Origin of the sequence: Comamonas sediminis (genome assembly GCF_041107495.1) — a bacterium.
In the GTDB taxonomy this organism is placed as follows: domain Bacteria; phylum Pseudomonadota; class Gammaproteobacteria; order Burkholderiales; family Burkholderiaceae_C; genus Comamonas; species Comamonas sediminis.
This window is the reverse complement of the sequence record NZ_JBGBDC010000006.1, coordinates 219,961-239,965: the sequence shown is the minus strand read 5'-3', so window position 1 is coordinate 239,965 and position 20,005 is coordinate 219,961. Positions and strand designations below refer to the sequence as shown.

Below are 20,005 nucleotides of genomic sequence, written 5' to 3'. Positions count from 1 at the left end.
AATGAGGGCAGGGATAAATGGCAACTACAGTCCATAAGAAAACATCGAACGAAGCCGTTTATGAGTGGGAAGGCAAGGACCGCAACGGCAAGATCGTGCGCGGCGAATCCCGCGCGGGCGGAGAAAACCAGGTCATCGCATCGCTGCGCCGCCAGGGCATTCTGCCGTCCAAGATCAAGAAGCGCCGCATGCGTTCGGGCAAACGCATCAAGCCCAAGGACATAGCGTTGTTCACGCGCCAGCTGGCCACGATGATGAAGGCCGGTGTGCCTTTGCTGCAGGCCTTTGACATCGTGGGCAGGGGCAGCACCAACCCCAGCGTGACCAAGCTGCTCAACGATGTGCGCAGTGACGTGGAATCGGGCTCTTCGCTGAGCACCGCCTTTCGCCGCCACCCGATGTACTTCAATGCGCTGTACTGCAACCTGGTTGAGGCCGGTGAAGCCGCCGGTATTCTGGAAGGCCTGCTCGACCGCCTGGCCACCTACATGGAAAAGACCGAGGCCATCAAGAGCAAGATCCGCTCTGCGCTGATGTACCCAACCTCAGTGATCATCGTGGCCTTCGTCGTGGTGGCCATCATCATGATCTTCGTGATTCCGGCATTCAAGGAGGTGTTCACCTCGTTTGGAGCCGATCTGCCCGGCCCGACCCTGATCGTGATGGGTATCAGTGATTTCTTTGTCAGCTACTGGTACCTGATCTTCTTTGGCATTGGTGGCAGCATCTATTTCTTTCTGCAGGCCTGGAAGCGCAGCGAAAAAATGCAGCGCACGATGGACCGCTGGCTGCTGAAGGTACCCATCTTCGGCCCGCTGATTGAGAAATCCTGCGTGGCGCGCTGGACCCGCACCTTGTCGACGATGTTCGCCGCCGGTGTGCCGCTGGTCGAAGCGCTGGACTCGGTGGGCGGGGCCTCCGGCAATGCCGTCTTCGCGGTGGCCACGGAGAAGATCCAGCAGCAGGTCTCCACCGGTACCAGCCTGACGGTCGCCATGTCGGATGCGCATGTGTTCCCGTCGATGGTGCTGCAGATGTGTGCGATCGGTGAGGAATCGGGATCGATCGACCATATGCTGGGCAAGGCGGCCGACTTTTACGAAGCCGAGGTCGACGAGGCCGTCGCTGGCCTGTCCAGCCTGATGGAGCCCATCATCATCGTGTTTCTGGGCACCATCATCGGCGGCATCGTGGTCTCGATGTACCTGCCGATCTTCAAGCTCGGTCAGGTGGTTTAAGCATGTCCGAAGCGCAATTGAACACAGGGCTGTTTGCCCTGTTGGGCCTGCTGGTGGGCAGCTTTTTGAATGTGGTGGTGCACCGCCTGCCGCTGATGCTGGAGCGCCAATGGCGGCGTGATGCGCAGGACATGCTGGCCGCGGCGGACAGCGTGCAGACGCCAGAGGCAGTGCCTGCGGCCGAACCTAAGGCAGACCGCTTCAATCTCTGGACCCCCGCCTCGCGCTGCCCGCATTGCAGCCACCAGATCCGCTGGTACGAGAATGTGCCCGTGTTCAGCTGGCTGTTTCTGGGCGGGCGCTGCAGCCAGTGCCGCGCACGTATTTCCGTACGCTACCCGGTCGTGGAAATCGCCAACAGCCTGCTCTGGGCCTATTGCATCCACCGCTGGGGCCTGGGCCCCACCGGCCTAGCCTGGTGTTTTTTCGCATCGATGCTGCTGACCGCAGCGCTGATTGACTGGGACACGACCCTGCTCCCCGATGACCTGACCTTGCCGCTGCTCTGGGCAGGCTTGCTGTGCAGTGCGATGGGATGGATTGCGGTACCGCTCAAAGATGCGCTGTTTGGTGCCGCCATCGGCTACATGGTGCTCTGGCTGATTTACTGGGCCTTCAAGCTGCTGACCGGCAAGGAAGGCATGGGCTACGGCGATTTCAAGCTGCTCGCGGCGTTGGGCGCCTGGTTTGGCTGGCAGGCGCTGATACCGATTGCACTCTTCTCGTCGGTCGTCGGCGCAGTCATCGGCATCGCGTTGAAGATATTCTCCAACCTGCGCGAAGGTGGCTACATCCCGTTTGGTCCCTTTCTGGCGGGCGCCGGCTTTTTGGTGATGTGGTTCGGCACCGGCATCGTCGACCGCCTGCTGCAGCCCTGATATGCGCCCGCGCATTGGTCTCACCGGGGGCATTGGCAGTGGCAAAAGCACGGTGGCCCAAGGCTTTGCCCAGCAGGGCTGCTATGTGATCGATGCCGACCGCATTGCCCGCACGCTTACGCTGCCGGGCGGTGCGGCCATCGCCCCGATCGCGGCCCGGATGGGTGCCCATTTCATCGGCGCAGACGGCGCCCTGGACCGTGCACGGATGCGGGATGCTGCCTTCCGCGATCCAGGCTACAAGGCCCAGCTCGAAGGCATCCTGCATCCGCTCATCCGCCAGCAGATCGACCAGCAGTACCAGCATGCCTGTGAAGCCACCGACGCGCCGCTGGTGATCTTTGATATCCCCTTGCTGGCTGAGTCCGGCCAATGGAGCCCGAGGCTGGACCAGGTCATCGTCGTCGATTGTCTTGAGCGCACCCAAATCGCAAGGGTGCAGCAGCGCAACCAGCTGCCCCAGGCAGCGATCGAGGCCATCATGGCCCAGCAGGCCACCCGTTTGCAGCGCCTGCGCAAGGCCGACTGGGTGCTGTGGAATGAAACGCTGTCGTTACAAGCGCTAGGCGAGGCCGTATTCGACCTATACAATGAATTGATAGCCCACTACCGCCTTCTGCAGCCCGACTGATCCGTGATAGTTTACGAGTACCCCTTCAACGAACGCGTGCGCGCCTATCTCCGCCTGGAGTATCTGCTGCGCAGGCTTGACGTACTCCTGCAGCGCGACACGGACATCGACCACCATTTCGCCATCACCACCCTGTTCGAGGTGATGGATGTCGCCTCCCGCAGCGACCTGAAGACCGACCTGCTCAAGGACCTGGAACGCCAGCGCCAGCAGTTCAATGCCTACCGCGACAACCCGATGATCGCCGTCGACATGCTCGACAAGGTGATTGGCCAGATCGACGCCGCCCATAGCGAGCTGCGTGCCCAAAACGGCAAGCCCAGCCAGCTGCTGATCGAGAACGAATGGCTGATGGCCATCCGCAACCGTACCGGCATTCCCGGTGGCACCTGCACATTTGACCTGCCCAGCTACCACGCCTGGCTGCATGCGGACAGCCAGAGCCGCCGTGCCGATCTGCAAGGCTGGACGTCGTGTTTTGCGCCGCTGGCCAGCGCCCTTATTCTGCTGCTGCGGCTGTTCCGGGATGCCGGCGCCCCCCAGCGCATTGCGACGGTGCGTGGCCAGTTCCAGCAGAACCTGCCACAGGGCCGCATCTACCAGCTGCTGCGCCTCAAGATGGACCCCAGCTCCAGCCTGGTGCCCGAGATCAGTGGCAACCGCCTGATGATCTCGATCCGCATGCTGCAAAAGACCGAGAGCGGTCAGCTGGGCCTCACTACGCAGGACGGCCAGTACGAGATGGTGCTTTGCGCTTGATCGGCTAAACGCCTGCACATGAGGCGGCCAGTACAGGCGCCCTACAATGGCCGGATGAGTTCTTCCGCAGACAACGCGCTCCCCAGCATCCAGTGCCCCCAGTGTGGCGGCCCCTCCAGCTTTGAACGCAGCAACCGGTTTCGCCCTTTTTGCAGCGAGCGCTGCAAGCTGATTGACCTGGGCGCCTGGGGCAACGAGGATTTTCGGGTGCCGGCGCAATCGCCACCGCTGGACCAGCCCTACGGCGATCCGCGCCTGGAAGACTGAGCACCCCGGCCTTATTTAGCCGCAGCCTCTGCCGCCTGGATATAGATGGCGGGGTCAAAAGGCAGGCCCCGCTCCTCGCTCAGCCATTGCAGCACGGGGAAAGACCCCTCCAGCACCGGGCTCACCGTCAGCGGCAGTTGCTGCCAGGACATCTGCTGGCCTTCACGCATCTCGAATTCACCCGACCACTGCGTCACCTTGCACCAGTGCAAGCGCACCAGCGCATGGCTGTAGTCATGCTCGGTCACCTTCCAGGCGATGCAGTTGCCGATGCGGATGCCGAGCTCTTCGACCAGCTCACGGCGCAGCGCCTCTTCGACGGTCTCGCCCGCCTCCAGCTTGCCGCCGGGGAACTCCCACCAGCCCGCACGGGGCTTGCCCAGGGGGCGGCTCGTTATCAGCAGCGCATTGTCGCTTTCGCGGATCAGCACGCCCACCGCCACGTCGGTATGGCTGCGGGTCTCGGTGGTGTCAGTCTGGCTCATAGGTCTTCATGGGCTGCGCGGGCAGCCCGGTATCGTCAATCCTGGGCCTCTTCACCCAGGTCGGCTACATCGGCAATCTTCTGGCGCCCCTGCACTTCGCGGTGGCTGCGGCCCGCCCAGTCGCGGGCAAACTGGTGGGCCACCCGGCCGCTGCGCGAGCCGCGCTCCAGCGCCCAGACCAGCGCCTCGGGCCTGGCGGCCTCGATATCGGCCTCGGCCACGCCCAGCGCCGAGAGCCATTGGCCCACTACGCGCAGGTACTCGTCCTGGCTGAACGGGTAAAAGCTCACCCAGAGGCCAAAGCGCTCGGACAGCGAAATCTTTTCCTCGACCACTTCCCCGGGGTGGATCTCACCGTTCTCGCCCTTTTGCTGGGCCAGGTTGTCGGTCATGTACTCGGGCAACAGGTGACGGCGGTTGCTGGTCGCATAGACCAATACATTCGGGGTCGCTGCAGACACGGAGCCATCCAGAATCGACTTCATCGCCTTGTAGCCGGGCTCGCCTTCTTCAAAGCTCAGGTCATCGCAGTAGATGATGAATTTCTCGGGCCGGCCGGCCACCACATCGACGATATCGGGCAGATCGGTCAGATCGGCCTTGTCCACCTCGATCAGGCGCAGGCCCTGGGGCGCGTAGGCATGCAGACAGGCGCGGATCAAGGACGACTTGCCAGTCCCCCGTGCGCCCGTCAGCAGCACATTGTTGGCGGTGCTGCCTTGCACAAACTGCTCGGTGTTGCGCGCAATCTTTTCCTTTTGCCCGTCGATGTTCTGCAGATCGGACAAGGACATGGCTCCCACATGGCGCACAGGCTCCAGCACGCCGCAGCCGTTGGCCCGCTTGCGGTAGCGCCAGGCAATCGCGTCACTCCAGTCGGCCGGCGCCTGCAGCGCCTGGGGCAGCACGGATTCGATGCGCTGCATCAGCTGCTCGGCGCGCTGCACCAGGCGTTCAAGCGGAGAAAAAGGGGAGTTGGAAGACTCGGTCATGGTATCCAGAGGCTCAAGGTTGGAATGCCAGTAAGGCCGGCACCCACCCGGCTTGGGGGGTGCGGCGCGCTGGCCCAGTGGGATCAGGAGCGGTAGTCCGCGTTGATGCTCACATAGTCGTGGCTCAGGTCGCAGGTCCACAGCTGGGTGGATGCGTTGCCACGGCCCAGCTGCACACGCACCACAATCTCCTGCTGCTTCATGACGCGCTGGCCATCGGCCTCCTGGTAGGCCGGGTTGCGGCCGCCCTTGGTCGCGACATGCACATCGTCCAGGTACAGCTCGATCTGGGTCTGGTCCAGGTCGTCGATACCGGCATAACCCACAGCAGCCAGAATGCGGCCCAGGTTGGGGTCGCTGGCAAAAAACGCCGTCTTGACCAGCGGCGAATGCGCAATCGCATAGGCCACCAGGCGGCATTCCTCTTCAGTACGGCCCTGCTCCACATCGATCTGGATGAATTTGGTGGCACCTTCGCCGTCGCGCACAATGGCCTGCGCCAGCTTCTGGGCCACTTCGCGCAGCGCGGCCATCAAGGCCTGGCCATCGGCGGTGTTCCAGTCGGTGATCGGGGCATTGCCCGCTTGGTTGGTCGCGACCACGACAAAGGAGTCATTGGTCGAGGTGTCGCCATCGATCGTGATGCGGTTGAAGGACTGGTCAGCCAAAGTCTTGGCCAGCGCTGGCATCAGCTCAGGGCTGATGGCCGCGTCGGTGCCCAGAAAGCTCAGCATGGTTGCCATGTTGGGGCGGATCATGCCCGCGCCCTTGCTGATGCCGGTGACCTGCACCGTCTTGCCAGCCACGGTGGCCGAGGCGGAAAACGCCTTGGGCAGGGTGTCGGTGGTCATGATGCCCTCGGCCGCCTTGGCCCAGTGGCCCGGCTGCGCATCGGCAATCGCTGCAGGCAGGCCCGCAGTGATGCGGTCCACCGGCAGCGGCTCCATGATCACGCCCGTCGAGAACGGCAGCACTTGCTGGGCATCGATCTTCAGCAGGCCTGCCAGCGCATCACAGGTGGCGTGCGCACGGGCCAGGCCATCGGCGCCGGTGCCGGCATTGGCATTGCCGGTGTTGATGACTATCGCGCGGATGGACTGGCTATGGCTGGCCAGGTGCTCACGGCAGATCTGCACGGGCGCAGCGCAAAAGCGGTTCTTCGTGAACACGCCAGCGACATGGCTGCCCTCGTCCAGCAAGAACACCGTCACATCCTTGCGGTTGGCCTTGCGCACGCCGGCCTCCGTCACACCAATGCGAATACCGGCGACAGGGGCCAGGTCCTGCGCTACGGGGGCTTTCAAATTGACGGGCATATCAGTCTTTTCCTTGGAACCATGAAAAAAACGGGCGATGAACCAGTCAAAGCCCGTTGTGGTGAAGCGATCCGGTAATTACGCGAGTTTACCGTGGCAGAGCTTGTATTTCTTGCCGCTGCCGCAGGGGCATGGATCATTGCGGGCCACGCGCACACCTTCGGGCAGGGCCAGTGGCTCGCTGGCCTCGGCATCCCCCGATTCATCGGGGCCGCTGTAGGTCACGTGGGCCGTGCGGTCATTGCTTTGTTCCAGCTGCTCGGTGGCTTCGTCGAGCTGTTCGGGCGAGCGGATCTGCACCGACATCATCACCCGGGTGACCTGGGTCTTGACCTGGTCGATCAGCTGGCTGAACAGCTCGAATGCCTCGCGCTTGTATTCCTGCTTGGGCTGCTTTTGCGCGTAGCCACGCAGGTGGATGCCCTGGCGCAGATAGTCCAGCGCGGCCAGGTGGTCGCGCCAGCTGGAGTCGAGCGTCTGCAGCAGCACCGCACGCATGAACTGCATGAAGTTTTCCTTGCCTGCCTGCTCCAGTTTGTCATTGAACAGGCGTGCACCTTCGGCCACCACCTTCTCTTCGATTTCCTCGTCGGTGATCGATTCCGCGCCTTCGAGCAGTTGCTGCAGCGGCAGGTCGATATGCCACTCCTCACGCAATACCTTCTCCAGACCGGGCAGGTCCCACTGCTCTTCCATCGACTGCTCAGGCACATACTGGCGCACGATGTCAGCCAGTGCGCTGTCGCGCATGCCATCGATCATCGGTGCCAGATCGGCCGCATCGAGAATCTCGTTGCGCTGCTGGTAGATCACCTTGCGCTGGTCATTGGCGACATCGTCGTATTCGAGCAGCTGCTTGCGCATGTCGAAGTTGCGCGCTTCCACCTTGCGCTGGGCGCTCTCGATGGAGCGGGTCACGATGCCCGCTTCGATGGCTTCGCCATCGGGCATCTTCAGGCGTTCCATGATGGCCTTGACACGGTCGCCCGCGAAGATGCGCATCAGCTGGTCGTCCAGCGACAGGTAAAAACGCGAGGAGCCCCGGTCACCCTGGCGGCCGGCACGGCCACGCAGCTGGTTGTCGATACGGCGCGATTCATGGCGCTCGGTCGCGATGATGCGCAGACCGCCCAGCTCGGTCACCTTGTCATGCTCGACCTTCCACTCGGCGCGCAGTGCATCGATCTTGTTGCGGCGCTCGGTCTCGGACAGCGACTCGTCGGCCTCGATCGCAGCGACCTGCTTTTCGATATTGCCACCCAGCACGATGTCGGTACCACGACCGGCCATATTGGTCGCGATGGTGATGACGCCGGGGCGCCCTGCCTGGGCGATGATGTCGGCCTCGCGCTCGTGCTGCTTGGCGTTGAGCACCTGGTGAGGCAGGTTCTCCTTCTTCAGCATCTCGTCGATGATTTCGGAGTTCTCGATCGAGGTCGTGCCCACCAGCACCGGCTGGCCGCGCTCGTAGCACTCACGGATGTCCTGGATCGCCGCCGCATACTTCTCGGGCGTGGTCTTGTAGACGCGGTCCAACTGGTCATCGCGCTTGCTGGGGCGGTTGGGCGGAATCACCACGGTCTCCAGACCGTAGATTTCCTGGAACTCATAGGCCTCGGTGTCTGCGGTACCCGTCATGCCACCGAGCTTGTTGTACAGGCGGAAGTAGTTCTGGAAGGTGATCGATGCCAGGGTCTGGTTCTCGGCCTGGATCTCCACGCCTTCCTTGGCTTCCACGGCCTGGTGCAGGCCTTCGCTCCAGCGGCGGCCCGACATCAGGCGGCCCGTGAACTCGTCGACAATCACGACCTCGCCGCCCTGCACCACATAGTGCTGGTCGCGGTGGTAGAGGTGCTGGGCGCGCAGTGCGGCGTACAGCTGGTGCACCAGGGTGATGTTGGCCGGGTCGTACAGCGATGCGCCTTCGGCCAGCATACCCTTTTCGGCCAGAATGCGCTCTGCCGCTTCGTAGCCTTGCTCGGTCAGGTGGATCTGGTGGCCCTTTTCGTCGACCGTGAAGTCGCCGGGCTTGGTCACGCCTTCACCGGTGCGGGGGTCGGCTTCGCCTTCCTGGCGGGTCAGCAGCGGCACCACTTCGCGCATCGCCAGGTAGGCGGCGGTATGGTCTTCGGCCTGGCCGGAGATGATCAGCGGCGTACGCGCCTCGTCGATCAGGATGGAGTCCACCTCGTCGACAATCGCGTAATTGAGCCGGCGCTGCACGCGCTCGCTCGCATCCTGCACCATGTTGTCGCGCAGGTAGTCAAAGCCGTATTCGTTGTTCGTACCGTAGGTGATGTCGGAGTTGTAGGCTGCCTGCTTCTCATGCTTGGGCAGTTGCGACAGGTTGATGCCCACCGACAGACCCAGGAAGTTGTACAGGCGCCCCATCCAGGTCGCATCACGCGTGGCCAGGTAGTCGTTGACCGTCACGACGTGCACACCATTGCCGCTCAGCGCGTTCAGGTACACCGGCAAGGTACCCGTCAAGGTCTTGCCTTCACCGGTGCGCATTTCGGCAATCTTGCCGTAATGCAGGGCCATGCCGCCCAGCATCTGCACGTCGAAGTGGCGCATCTTCATCACACGCTTGGAGCCCTCGCGCACCACGGCAAATGCCTCGGGCAGGATGTTGTCCAGCGACTCGCCGCCAGCAATGCGGTTCTTGAATTCCTGCGTCTTCTCGCGCAATTGTTCGTCGCTGAGCTTTTCGTACTCCGGCTCCATCGCATTGATGCGAGCGACGACCTTGCGGTATTGCTTGAGCAGGCGATCATTGCGACTGCCAAAAATTTTGGTGAAGAAGTTGGTTGCCATGCGAACAGAACCACACAACCAGGGAGTGCACTCTCGTCCACCCCTGCCATGCGACCGGAATTCCTAGTGATTAGTGTTGTGTCAGATGGAGGCAATGACCCCGGCTTCAATACCGGGAACGAGGCCTGCCGAATAAAACATTCTACAACCCTGAATAGAATGCGTTGTGGCAGGTGCATTGCAATGTATGGCTATCGCCCCTGGCCCGCCCCTGACACCCCTGCCCAGCCATGATCCAGCCCCAACGCCGGCATTTCGCCGTCACCGTAGAACAAGCCGTGAGCGAAGCGCCCACGTTGGCCAGCCTCGTCGCATTGACGCGCGAGTCCGCCACCCGCTTCAAGCTGGTGGAGCCGCTGATTCCGCCGATGCTGCGCGCCTCGATCAAGCCCGGCCCCATCGACGGCGACCAGTGGTGCCTGCTGGTGGCCAACAATGCCTGCGCGGCCAAGATGAAGCAATTGCTGCCGGCCATGGCTGCCCATCTGCGCGTCAAAGGCTACCCAACGGCTGACATTCGCCTCAAAGTACTGCGCTGACTGACCCCATCCAGGCCAGGCCAGGCCAGGCCAGGCCAGGCGGCCAGTCTGGACGCAAAAAAGCCGTTCGCAGCACGGGGCTGAGAACGGCTCTGGAATCTGGTGCCGGTTATCGGAATCGAACTGATGACCTACCGCTTACAAGGCGGTTGCTCTACCAACTGAGCTAAACCGGCAACACTCGGCATTCTATACGGGATTGCCCGCAGCAAAGCCAAATGGGTCCTATTTGACCAGTTTGAGGGACGGCTTGCCGCCTTTGCCGCTGCGGCTGGGGGCATTGCCATCGGGCGCGGGCGGTTCATCACTGGAGGTCACGACCTGCATGACCGGCGGCGCAGCGTCCGCGGCGGTCTCCTCGCCCTTGTCGCTGCCTGCCTCCAGCGCTGCCATCGCAATGTCGGCATCGTCATCGAGCAGGTCCTCCGGTGGCGGAAAGCCCATGCCCTGCCCCGTTTCACGGGCAAAGATCGCGACCACACGGCTGACAGGCACCATGATGTCGCGCGGCACGCCACCAAAACGCGCGGTGAACTCGATGTAGTCATTGCCCAGCTTGAGCGCACTGGTCGCGTCGTAGCTGATATTGAGCACGATTTCGCCGTCTTTGACGAATTCGCGCGGCACCAGCACCGTCTTGTCCACACGGACACTGAGGTACGGGGTCAGGCCATTGTCATTGCACCACTCCACCCAGGCGCGGATCAGGTACGGCTGGGTGGATGTTGTCTGGATTTCACTCATTGGACACTTTCTGCGCGCTCCCGCGCCACGGAGCATGGCTCCGCAGACGCTGCCCGCGCTGCGGCAGGCACGGGGCCTTTTACTTGCGCATGACCTTTTCGGAAGGCGTCAGCGCCTCGATGTACGCAGGACGCGAGAAGATGCGCTCTGCATACTTGAGCAGCGGAGCGGCGTTCTTGGACAGCTCGATGCCGTAGTAATCCAGGCGCCACAGCAGCGGCGCAATGGCCACGTCCAGCATCGAGAAGTTCTCGCCCAGGATGAACTTGTTCTTCAGGAACACCGGTGCCATCTGGGTCAGGCGGTCGCGGATCTGAGCACGGGCCTTTTCCAGCGCCTTCTCGTTGCCCTTGACGGCACGCTCTTCCAGGGTGTGCACGTGGGTGAACAGCTCTTTTTCGAAATTCAGCAGGAACAGGCGCACGCGGGCGCGCTCGACCGGATCGCCGGGCATCAGCTGTGGATGGGGGAAGCGCTCGTCGATGTACTCGTTGATGATGTTCGACTCGTACAGGATCAGGTCGCGCTCGACCAGGATAGGCACCTGGCCGTAGGGATTCATCACACTGATGTCTTCGGGCTTGTTGAACAGGTCCACATCGCGGATCTCGAAATCCATCCCTTTTTCAAACAGCACAAAGCGGCAGCGGTGGGAGAAAGGGCAGGTCGTTCCCGAATAAAGCACCATCATGGTGAGAGGCTCCTCAAAATCAAAAAAGAGTGGACTGCAGTCAATGCCGCCCACTCTACACAAATCGGCTACCCAAATTCAAGCCCTGCTCACAGGGCCTGAACCGGCTGCACGCAAAATACGTTTACTTCACATCTTTCCAGAACGCCGCATTCAGACGCCAGGTGATGAGGATCAGGCCCAGCAAAAATATCAACACCCCGACGCCGACGCGCATGCGGGTGTTCTGGCTGGGATCACCCATCCATTGTAGATAGTTCACCAAATCACCCACACTCTTATCGAATTCGGTGGAACTCAGCTTGCCCGGCGTGACCTGTTGCCAGCCGCTGAACACCTGCGTCTTGTGCCCATGCTCTTCGACCTCTTTGTAGACCGGCACGCGCACACCTTGCAGTTCCCAGAGCACATGGGGCATGCCCACCGAGGGGAAGGCCATGTTGTTCCAGCCGGTGGCCTTGGTGTCATCCTTGTAGAAGCCACGCAGGAAGGTATAGAGGTAGTCCGCACCGCTGCCCTGGTGGCCGGCGCGCGAGCGTGCCACCAAGGTCAGGTCCGGCGGATTGGCGCCAAACCACTCCTTGGCCTGCTTGGGATCGATGGCCGCCTTCATCGTCTCGCCGACCTTGTCGGTGGTGAACAGCAGGTTGTCCTTGATCTGCTGCTCGGTCAGGCCAATGTCCTGCAGCCGGTTGTAGCGCATGAAAGCGGCCGAATGGCAGCTGAGGCAGTAGTTCACAAACAGCTTGGCGCCGTTTTGCAAGGAGGTGGTGTTGGTGGTGTCGGGCTTGAACTTGTCCCAAGCGACACCGCCTTCGGCCGCCTGCACCGCGCCGGCCCCCAAAAGCACGCCCAGGCCCAGGCATGCGGAGAGAATGATTTTTTTCATCGTGGGATGCTTTCTGGTTCAGTGCGCATGGAAGGTGACACGCTCAGGCACCGGCTTGGGGGTGCCCTTGCGGCTCCACCACGGCATCAGCAGAAAAAAGCCAAAGTAGAACAAGGTACCCACTTGCGAGACCTTTTCGCCAATCGGCGATGGCGGCTGCACCCCCAGATAGGCGAGCACCACGAAGTTCACGACAAACACCGCATACACATACTTGTGCCAGTGCGGGCGGTAGCGGATGGAGCGCACGGGGCTGTGGTCCAGCCAGGGCAGGAAGAACAGGATGATCACCGCCAGGCCCATCACCACCACACCCCAGAACTTGGCGTCGATACCGCCCAGCGCCGCAATGCCGGTGAACGCAAAAGCGCCAAACATGGCCAGCACCACCAGGCCTGCCAGCACCAGCAGCCCTTTGAGGATGGTCGCCAAGCGGGTCTTGATGCAGACATAGGCAACCGCCGCGACCAGGATCACCGACAGGGCCACCATCATCTCGCCGGTAATGGCACGCAGCATCGAGTAGAACGGCGTGAAGTACCAGACCGGCGCGATGTGGTTGGGCGTCTTGAGCGGGTCGGCCGGGATGAAGTTGTTGTACTCGAGGAAGTAGCCGCCCATCTCCGGCGCAAAGAACACGATGGCCGAGAAGATGAACAGGAACACCGCCACGCCAAACAGGTCATGCACCGTGTAGTACGGGTGGAAGGGCACGCCATCGAGCGGCCGGCCCTGCGCATCCTTGGGCGCATTAGGCCCCTTGATCTCGATGCCATCGGGGTTGTTCGAGCCCACATCATGCAAGGCCAGCAAGTGCGCCGCAACCAGGCCCAGCAGCACCAGCGGCACGGCAATCACGTGGAAGCTGAAGAAGCGGTTCAAGGTGGCATCGCCCACCACATAGTCGCCACGGATCAGCAGCGCCAGATCCGGGCCAATGAAGGGAATGGCCGAGAACAGGTTGACGATCACCTGGGCGCCCCAGTACGACATCTGGCCCCAGGGCAGCAGGTAGCCCATGAAGGCCTCTGCCATCAGGCACAGGAAGATGGCGCAGCCAAACACCCAGACCAGCTCACGCGGCTTGCGGTAGCTGCCGTACAACAGGCCCCGGAACATGTGCAGATAGACCACGACAAAGAACGCCGACGCACCGGTGGAATGCATGGTCCGGATCAGCCAGCCCCAGGGCACATCACGCATGATGTACTCGACCGAGGCAAAGGCCTTCTCGGCATCGGGCTTGTAGTGCATCACCAAGAAGATGCCGGTGACGATCTGGATCACCAGCACCAGCAGCGCCAGCGAGCCAAAGATGTACCAGAAGTTGAAGTTCTTCGGTGCGTAGTACTCCGACATATGGACCCGGTAGGCCTCAAATGCCGTGGGAAAGCGGTTCTCCAGCCAGTTGCCGGCCTTGGCGCCCAAGGTGGCGTTCGGCGATATCTCCTTGAATTCGTGTGCCATCGCGCCTCCTTATGCTTTTTTGTCTTCGCCAATCAGCAGCTTGGTATCGCTCAGATACTGGTGCGCTGGCACTTCGAGGTTGTCGGGCGCGGGCTTGTTCTTGAATACGCGGCCGGCCAGGTCAAAGGTCGAGCCGTGGCAGGGGCAGAGAAAGCCGCCTTTCCAGTCGTCGGGCAGCGAAGGCTGGGGGCCGGGCTGCAGCTTGTCGGTGGGGGAGCAGCCCAGGTGGGTGCAGATGCCGATCACGACCAGCACCTCGGGCTTGATGGAGCGGGTTTCGTTCTTGGCGTAGGCCGGTGTCGGATAGGCGGTGCGCTCCGACTTGGGGTCGGCGAGCTGGCCATCGAGCTGGGGCAGCTCGGCGATCTGCTCAGGCGTGCGGCGCAGGATCCAGATCGGCTTGCCGCGCCATTCGGCGGTGATTTTCTCGCCAGGCTTGAGGTCCGAGATATCCACTTCAACGGCAGCGCCGGCGGCCTTGGCCTTTTCTGAAGGATTGAAGGAGCTGACAAACGGAACCGCAGTGGCGACTCCTCCGACAGCACCTGCGCATCCCGACGCTATCAGCCACGTCCTTTTACTGGAGTCGATGGAAGAATCACTCATGGGGCTCCTTGGTCAACGCTTATATCTCGGTTTTTGGCGGATTGTACGAAGTGTCTTGCCCATCATGCAATGCGCCGAAACCCTTGAAGCTGAGCGATACTAGGCGTCATGTTTAATTGACAGGAGCAGCGCATGAGCTTCATGAAGGAATTCCGCGAGTTCGCGGTCAAGGGCAATGTGATGGATCTGGCCGTTGGTGTGATCATCGGCGCCGCTTTTGGCAAGATCGTCGACTCGGTCGTGAACGACCTTATCATGCCCCTCGTCGGTTTGGTCTTTGGCAAGCTGGACTTCTCCAATCTCTTCGTCGTGCTGGGCACCATTCCCGATGGCGTGCCGCGTACGCTCGATGCACTGAAAAAAGCGGGCATTCCGGTGTTTGCTTATGGCAACTTCATCACCGTCGCGGTGAACTTCGCGATCCTGGCCTTCATCATTTTCCTGATGGTCAAGCAGATCAACCGCCTCAAGCGCGACACGCCTCCTCCCGCACCAGCAGCCCCCCCGGAAGACGTGGTGCTGCTGCGCGAAATCCGCGACAGTCTGCAGCAAAAGCGTTGATTTTTTGCAACAAGGAAGCAGAAATTCTGCTTCTTTTGCACAGACACCACAGCAGCCTTTGGAGGCTGCTTTTTTATGCCTGCTGCTTCCCTGCGGCCAAGCGGCGTGCCATCTGCACTGCCGCGATCAGGCTGGCCGCATCGGCCAGGCCCTGGCCGGCAATGTCAAAGGCTGTGCCATGGTCCGGGCTGGTGCGCACCAGCGGCAGGCCCAGGGTCACGTTGACGCCCTCGTCCAGCCCCAGGTACTTCACGGGGATCAGGCCCTGGTCGTGGTACATGGCCACCACCACATCAAAGGCGCCGGGATGCTCGGCGCTGTGGCGGGCGCGCATGAAGACGGTATCGGGCGGCTCGGGGCCGATCACCTGCATGCCCAGCGCCTGCGCAGCGGCCACGGCGGGCGCTATGTGCTCCAGCTCTTCACGGCCCATCAGCCCTGCTTCACCGGCATGGGGATTGAGCCCTGCCACCGCTATCCGCGGGGGCCGCCCCAGCGCACGCAGCAAGGCCTCGTGCGTGATGCGGATGGTCTCCAGCACCTGCTCTTTGGTCACCGCGTCAATGGCATCGCGCAGCGATACATGGATGCTCACCAGCACGGTGCGCAGCGCTTCATTGGCCAGCATCATGCGCACCGGCATTTGTGCCAGTGCTACCCCGGCATGCTGGGCCGCTTCGGCCTGCAGCAATTCGGTATGGCCGGGGAACGGGAGCCCGGCCAGGTGTAGCGCCTCCTTGTTCAAGGGCGCCGTCACCAACCCGGCAATCCGGCCTTGCAAGGCCTGGCGCGCCGCCCAGCGCACGCACTCGGCAGCAGAGCGCCCGGCCTCGGCCTGCACCTGGCCAAAGGGCAAAGGCCCGGGCAAGCCTGGCAGTGACAGCACCGGCATGCAACGCGGCGGCACGCTCCAGGCCTCTTGCGGATCCGCAATCTCGGCCACCGGCAGCGCGCAGCGGCCAGGGCCCTGCAGCATCTGCGCTGCGCGGCGCAGGGTCTGCAGCTCGCCGACGACAAAGCAGCCCAGCATCTGCTCGGGCGCATCACGAAAGGCCTTGGCCACGATTTCCGGGCCAATGCCGGCGGGGTCGCCCTGGGTGATGGCGAGCAGGGAAGCGGAGTGCACGGGGATGTCCTTCGGAGAAACGTCAGGCGGGATTGTCGATGTCGATAAAGTGATGCGCCACGCCCAACTGCTGGGCCACGGCGGCCGCAGCGGCGGGCGCGCCATAGCGCTCGGTCGCATGGTGGCCGGCCGCAAAGAAGCTCACGCCGGTCTCGCGCGCCAGGTGGGCCTGGGGCTCGGATATCTCGCCGGTCAGAAAACCATCAGCACCGGCAGCCATCGCGGCCTCGAAGAAGCCCTGCGCGCCACCGGTGCACCAGGCCATGCGGTGGATGGGGCGCGGCGTCTCGCCCGTCACCACGGTGACGGAGCGGCCCAGGGTCTGTTGTATGTGCGCAGCCACTTGCACCGGTGGCAGCGCATCCAGGCTGCCGATAAAGCCCAGTTCCTGGTCGCCAAAACGGGCGTCGGCCTGCCAGCCCAGCTGCACGCCCAGTTGGGCATTGTTGCCCAGCTCCGGGTGCGCATCCAGCGGCAGGTGGTAGGCGAACAGATTGATGTCGTGCTTGATCAGCAGTTCGATGCGCTGCTTCATCCAGCCGGTGATGCGGCCGTCGTAACCACGCCAGAACAAGCCATGGTGCACAAAGATCGCATCGGCCTGGGCGGCAATGGCCGCCTCGATCAGCGCCCGCGATGCCGTCACACCGCTGACCAGCTTGCGGATCTCCGCCTTGCCCTCCACCTGCAAACCATTGGGGCCATAGTCTTTGAAGCGGGCGGGCTGCAGCAGCGCATCAAAGGCCTGCAGCATGTCTTGGCGGGTCGTAGTCATGCCCGATTGTCTCAGACCTGTGCGCCGCGCCACCCCGGAATCAAAAAACCCGCTGATGCCAGGCATGCAGCGGGTTCGAGGCGCCATCCGCCAAAAAGCGGATTTACTTTTTGGCGACCCAGCCCTTGACGGCCAGCGGCCAGAAGCCCATGGCCACGCCCAGCACGCCCATCGCGGCCACATAGTGGGCAGGCGCCATCACATCGGCCTGTTGCCAGACGGACACCAGCATCGGCGTCAAACCACCGAACACGGCATAGGCCATGTTGTACGAGAAGGACAGTCCCGTGAAGCGCACCTCGGGCGGGAAGGCGCGCACACCAACGACGGGCAGCAGCGAGATCGCACCCACAAAGAAGCCCACCAGCGCATAGGTCCAGACCAGCGAGACCTCGGTGCCTGGCAGGTTCAGGTAGAACAGATAGGCGGTCACGGCCATGCCGCCCCAGCCCAGCACCATCGCGGCACGCGTGCCCCATTGGTCCGACAGCCAGCCCCAGAACACGCAGCCGAGGGTCAAGGTCACAGTCGCTACGGCATTGGCCTTGAGGGCCACCGCTGGGGCGATATGGAACACCTTTTGCAGATAGGAAGGCGTGAACAGGATCACCACCACCACGGCGGTGGACAGGATCCAGGTCATCAGCGCCACGACTACGCTGGCTTCGCGGTGGTCGCGCAGGATGGTCTTCAGCGGCAGTTCGCGGTCCACCTGCTTGCGGGCCTGCATCTCCTGGAAGATGGGGGTCTCGTGCAGGAACTTGCGCAGGTACACGGACACCAGGCCAAACACGCCGCCCAGGATGAACGGAATGCGCCAGGCCCAGTCGTGGATCTCGGCGGCGCTGTAGACGCTGTTGAGCCAGACGCCAATGATCGAGCCCAGGAAAATGCCGCCGGTGATGCCGGAGGTCAGCGAGCCAATCGCGAAGCCATAGCGTTTGGCCGGTGCGTGCTCGGCGACAAACACCCAGGCACCGGGCATCTCGCCGCCAATCGCAGCGCCTTGCAGCACGCGCATCGCCAGCAGCAGGATGGGCGCGGCCAAGCCAATGGTTTCATAGGTCGGCAGCAGGCCGATCACCAAGGTGGGCACGGCCATCAGGAACACCGACAAGGTGAACATCTGCTTGCGGCCCAGAATGTCGCCAAAGTGGGCGATCAAGATCCCGCCAATGGGGCGGGCCAGGTAGCCAGCCGCGAAGATGCCCAGCGTCTGCAGCTGGCGCATCCAGTCCGGCATCGAGGCCGGGAAGAACAGCGATCCCAGTACGTTGGCAAAGAATACAAACACCACAAAGTCATAAAACTCCAGGGTGCCGCCCAGGGCCGACAGGCCCAGGGTCTTGTAGTCGTCCCGGTTCAAGGGGCGGTTGGCAGGCGAAGCAGCGGAAGCCCCACCTTGGTCAGCAGTCAGCGAAGTCATGTGTCCTCTACATATCAGAGCAGGACAGCGCAAAACGCAGCGCATTGTGGGCGCGTATCAAGGGGTTCGGCGAGCCCCGGGATGGCGGGAGTCAGCGCAAGCGAGAGGAGAGATGGACCCCTTCGCAGGGAACCACGATGAGCGCAGGAGCGCAGTCAAAAGGTTGGGAAGCCATTCTAGGTACTTACCCTTTGGCCTCGGTCAGTGTCACGAAAAGTATCCCTCTCTGCTGGGGCTTGCAACGGCGCCATCCTATCTGTGCCGCAATGACATCGTTCCGCCAGCAACGGTTTTTAGAGGCATTCTTCGAGAATCTCTGGGATTGGTCCGATTTGGAGAACAATGTCGCAGCCATGACATCGTCAAATACGATGGATTGCATCGCAGATGGCCGCGAGATGCGCCAGAATACCCGTGGCCCTGCTGCGCCCGTCAACCGCCGCGCGGCGCCTGCGCCGCAGCGCATCAGACGGCACCGCAGCGCCTTGCCCCCAGGCCCGGTGCCATAATCAATAGCAATGCCAACGCCGTTGCTGGCTGTCAGCCAGGCGCGGCCACCTTCACCCTATCCCAGGTTCTATGAAACGCCTCTGGCTTTTTTTCGCACAATCGGTCACCGTCTTGCTGGCCTTGTACTTTATCGTCGCCACCTTGCAGCCCGGCTGGCTGCAGCGCAACAACGCGGTACGCAGCAATGCCGGCATCGCGTTGATCGAGGCGCCGCAAAGCGAAGCCAACCGGGCCAGCGTCGCGACCAGCAGCTTCAGCCCCGCTGCCAAAAAAGCGTCGCCGGCGGTGGTCAGCATCAACACCAGCACGGCAGTGCGCCACCCGCGCGCCAATGACCCCTGGTTCCAGTTCTTCTTTGGCGACCAGGGCGTGCAGAACCAGGCGGGCCTGGGCAGCGGCGTAATCGTCAGCCCTGACGGCTATGTGCTCACCAACAACCATGTGGTCGAGGCCGCCGACGATATCGAAGTGACCTTGACCGATGGCCGCAAAGCCAAGGGCACGATCATCGGCACCGATCCGGAGACGGACCTCGCCATTCTCAAGATCAGCCTCGACAAATTGCCGGTCATCGTGCTGGGCAATTCGGATTCGGCCGAGGTCGGCGACCAGGTACTGGCGATTGGCAACCCCTTTGGCGTGGGCCAAACGGTGACCAGCGGCATCATCAGCGCGCTGGGCCGCAGTGAGCTGGGCATCAACACCTTCGAGAACTTCATCCAGACCGATGCGGCCATCAACCCCGGCAACTCGGGCGGCGCGCTGGTCGATGTCAACGGCAATCTGGTCGGCATCAACACGGCCATCTATTCGCGCTCGGGAGGCAGCATGGGCATTGGCTTTGCCATCCCCATCGCGCTGGCCAAGAACGTGCTCGACAGCATCGTGCGCGATGGCAAGGTCACCCGCGGCTGGATCGGCGTAGAGCCCAATGACCTGACACCCGAGCTGGCCGACACCTTTGGCGTCAAGGCCGACACCGGTGTGATCATCACCGGCGTGCTGCAAAGCGGCCCTGCCGCCAATGCCGGCATCCGCCCCGGTGATGTGATCACCCAGATCGGCGCGATGCCGGTGCACCATGTGCAAAGCCTGCTGACGGCCGTGGCCGCGCTGGTGCCCGGCACCACGTCCGAAGTGCAGTTGCGCCGGGGGGACCAGAGCCTGACCCTGCCGATCACTCCCGGCACCCGCCCGGTCAACAACCGCGCGATGCCCCAAGGCCGGCGTTAAGCGCTGGCGGGGTGCGCTGGCTGCGCCTTCGCCAGGGTCATGCATCCCACCGATG

21 protein-coding genes and 1 tRNA gene are annotated in these 20,005 nt (G+C 62.5%); 9 read left to right on the top strand and 13 right to left on the bottom strand.

Annotated elements, in window-relative coordinates:
• Nucleotides 1–17 precede the first annotated feature (17 nt).
• The 5 genes from AB7A72_RS15155 to AB7A72_RS15135 are packed head-to-tail and all read left to right on the top strand — an operon-like array spanning nt 18 to nt 3,773.
• Complete coding sequence (locus tag AB7A72_RS15155) at nt 18–1,238, top strand: type II secretion system F family protein (protein ID WP_239810799.1); 1,221 nt, start codon at nt 18–20, stop codon at nt 1,236–1,238.
• A gap of 2 nt (nt 1,239–1,240) precedes the next feature.
• On the top strand, nt 1,241–2,116 hold the full coding sequence (locus tag AB7A72_RS15150) for a prepilin peptidase (RefSeq protein WP_369460438.1): 876 nt from the start codon (nt 1,241–1,243) through the stop codon (nt 2,114–2,116).
• A gap of 1 nt (nt 2,117) precedes the next feature.
• A complete protein-coding gene (gene coaE / locus AB7A72_RS15145; RefSeq protein WP_369460437.1) occupies nt 2,118–2,747 on the top strand; it encodes a dephospho-CoA kinase in 630 nt (209 codons plus the stop codon).
• Between the two features lie 3 nt (nt 2,748–2,750).
• Nucleotides 2,751–3,506, top strand: a complete 756-nt coding sequence (gene zapD, locus AB7A72_RS15140; RefSeq protein WP_312416464.1) for a cell division protein ZapD — start codon at nt 2,751–2,753, stop codon at nt 3,504–3,506.
• A 54-nt stretch (nt 3,507–3,560) separates the two neighbouring features.
• Nucleotides 3,561–3,773 (top strand): DNA gyrase inhibitor YacG, encoded by a 213-nt coding sequence (locus tag AB7A72_RS15135; RefSeq protein WP_021027806.1) that lies wholly within the window; start codon nt 3,561–3,563, stop codon nt 3,771–3,773.
• 11 nt (nt 3,774–3,784) lie between these two features.
• Here AB7A72_RS15135 and AB7A72_RS15130 read toward each other — a convergent pair whose 3' ends face one another.
• From AB7A72_RS15130 to secA, 4 genes are all read right to left on the bottom strand, one after another.
• Nucleotides 3,785–4,258 (bottom strand): NUDIX domain-containing protein, encoded by a 474-nt coding sequence (locus tag AB7A72_RS15130; RefSeq protein WP_312416468.1) that lies wholly within the window; start codon nt 4,256–4,258, stop codon nt 3,785–3,787.
• Nucleotides 4,259–4,293: 35 nt separating this feature from the next.
• A complete protein-coding gene (locus tag AB7A72_RS15125) occupies nt 4,294–5,250 on the bottom strand; it encodes an ATP-binding protein (protein WP_239810794.1) in 957 nt (318 codons plus the stop codon).
• Between the two features lie 83 nt (nt 5,251–5,333).
• The gene (gene argJ / locus AB7A72_RS15120) at nt 5,334–6,566 is read right to left on the bottom strand and encodes a bifunctional glutamate N-acetyltransferase/amino-acid acetyltransferase ArgJ (protein ID WP_313332123.1); all 1,233 of its coding nucleotides are present in this window, start codon (nt 6,564–6,566) and stop codon (nt 5,334–5,336) included.
• A gap of 78 nt (nt 6,567–6,644) precedes the next feature.
• Nucleotides 6,645–9,383: a preprotein translocase subunit SecA gene (gene secA, locus AB7A72_RS15115; protein WP_239810792.1), complete on the bottom strand. Its 2,739-nt coding sequence runs from the start codon at nt 9,381–9,383 to the stop codon at nt 6,645–6,647.
• Between the two features lie 230 nt (nt 9,384–9,613).
• Here secA and AB7A72_RS15110 point away from each other — a divergent pair, with 230 nt between their 5' ends.
• Nucleotides 9,614–9,922, top strand: a complete 309-nt coding sequence (locus AB7A72_RS15110; protein ID WP_369460436.1) for a hypothetical protein — start codon at nt 9,614–9,616, stop codon at nt 9,920–9,922.
• A gap of 100 nt (nt 9,923–10,022) precedes the next feature.
• On the opposite strand, the gene AB7A72_RS15105 is transcribed toward AB7A72_RS15110, so the two are convergent.
• The 6 genes from AB7A72_RS15105 to petA form a co-directional block, all read right to left on the bottom strand.
• Nucleotides 10,023–10,098, bottom strand: a tRNA-Thr gene (locus AB7A72_RS15105).
• A gap of 49 nt (nt 10,099–10,147) precedes the next feature.
• Complete coding sequence (locus AB7A72_RS15100; protein ID WP_312529430.1) at nt 10,148–10,666, bottom strand: ClpXP protease specificity-enhancing factor; 519 nt, start codon at nt 10,664–10,666, stop codon at nt 10,148–10,150.
• Nucleotides 10,667–10,745: 79 nt separating this feature from the next.
• Nucleotides 10,746–11,357, bottom strand: a complete 612-nt coding sequence (locus tag AB7A72_RS15095; protein WP_116927111.1) for a glutathione S-transferase N-terminal domain-containing protein — start codon at nt 11,355–11,357, stop codon at nt 10,746–10,748.
• A gap of 124 nt (nt 11,358–11,481) precedes the next feature.
• A complete protein-coding gene (locus tag AB7A72_RS15090; protein WP_239810790.1) occupies nt 11,482–12,246 on the bottom strand; it encodes a cytochrome c1 in 765 nt (254 codons plus the stop codon).
• Between the two features lie 18 nt (nt 12,247–12,264).
• Nucleotides 12,265–13,713, bottom strand: a complete 1,449-nt coding sequence (locus tag AB7A72_RS15085) for a cytochrome b (RefSeq protein ID WP_239810789.1) — start codon at nt 13,711–13,713, stop codon at nt 12,265–12,267.
• A gap of 9 nt (nt 13,714–13,722) precedes the next feature.
• Nucleotides 13,723–14,319 (bottom strand): ubiquinol-cytochrome c reductase iron-sulfur subunit, encoded by a 597-nt coding sequence (gene petA, locus AB7A72_RS15080; protein ID WP_239810788.1) that lies wholly within the window; start codon nt 14,317–14,319, stop codon nt 13,723–13,725.
• Nucleotides 14,320–14,451: 132 nt separating this feature from the next.
• On the opposite strand from petA, the gene mscL reads away from it, so the two are divergent.
• Nucleotides 14,452–14,880, top strand: coding sequence for a large conductance mechanosensitive channel protein MscL (gene mscL / locus AB7A72_RS15075; RefSeq protein WP_312416480.1), 429 nt, complete (start codon nt 14,452–14,454; stop codon nt 14,878–14,880).
• Nucleotides 14,881–14,953: 73 nt separating this feature from the next.
• Here the strand turns inward: mscL and pdxA are convergent, their stop codons facing one another.
• The 3 genes from pdxA to AB7A72_RS15060 form a co-directional block, all read right to left on the bottom strand.
• A complete protein-coding gene (gene pdxA, locus AB7A72_RS15070; RefSeq protein WP_369460435.1) occupies nt 14,954–16,006 on the bottom strand; it encodes a 4-hydroxythreonine-4-phosphate dehydrogenase PdxA in 1,053 nt (350 codons plus the stop codon).
• Between the two features lie 22 nt (nt 16,007–16,028).
• Nucleotides 16,029–16,781, bottom strand: a complete 753-nt coding sequence (locus tag AB7A72_RS15065) for a Nif3-like dinuclear metal center hexameric protein (protein WP_369460434.1) — start codon at nt 16,779–16,781, stop codon at nt 16,029–16,031.
• Nucleotides 16,782–16,884: 103 nt separating this feature from the next.
• A complete protein-coding gene (locus AB7A72_RS15060) occupies nt 16,885–18,207 on the bottom strand; it encodes an MFS transporter (protein WP_239810785.1) in 1,323 nt (440 codons plus the stop codon).
• Between the two features lie 266 nt (nt 18,208–18,473).
• On the opposite strand from AB7A72_RS15060, the gene AB7A72_RS15055 reads away from it, so the two are divergent.
• Together AB7A72_RS15055 and AB7A72_RS15050 are read left to right on the top strand one after the other, a co-directional pair.
• Nucleotides 18,474–18,716, top strand: coding sequence for a hypothetical protein (locus AB7A72_RS15055; protein ID WP_369460433.1), 243 nt, complete (start codon nt 18,474–18,476; stop codon nt 18,714–18,716).
• 70 nt (nt 18,717–18,786) lie between these two features.
• Nucleotides 18,787–19,950 carry a trypsin-like peptidase domain-containing protein gene (locus AB7A72_RS15050; protein ID WP_312416491.1) on the top strand — a complete coding sequence of 388 codons (1,164 nt, stop codon included), beginning with the start codon at nt 18,787–18,789 and terminating at the stop codon, nt 19,948–19,950.
• Nucleotides 19,951–20,005: the final 55 nt, after the last annotated feature.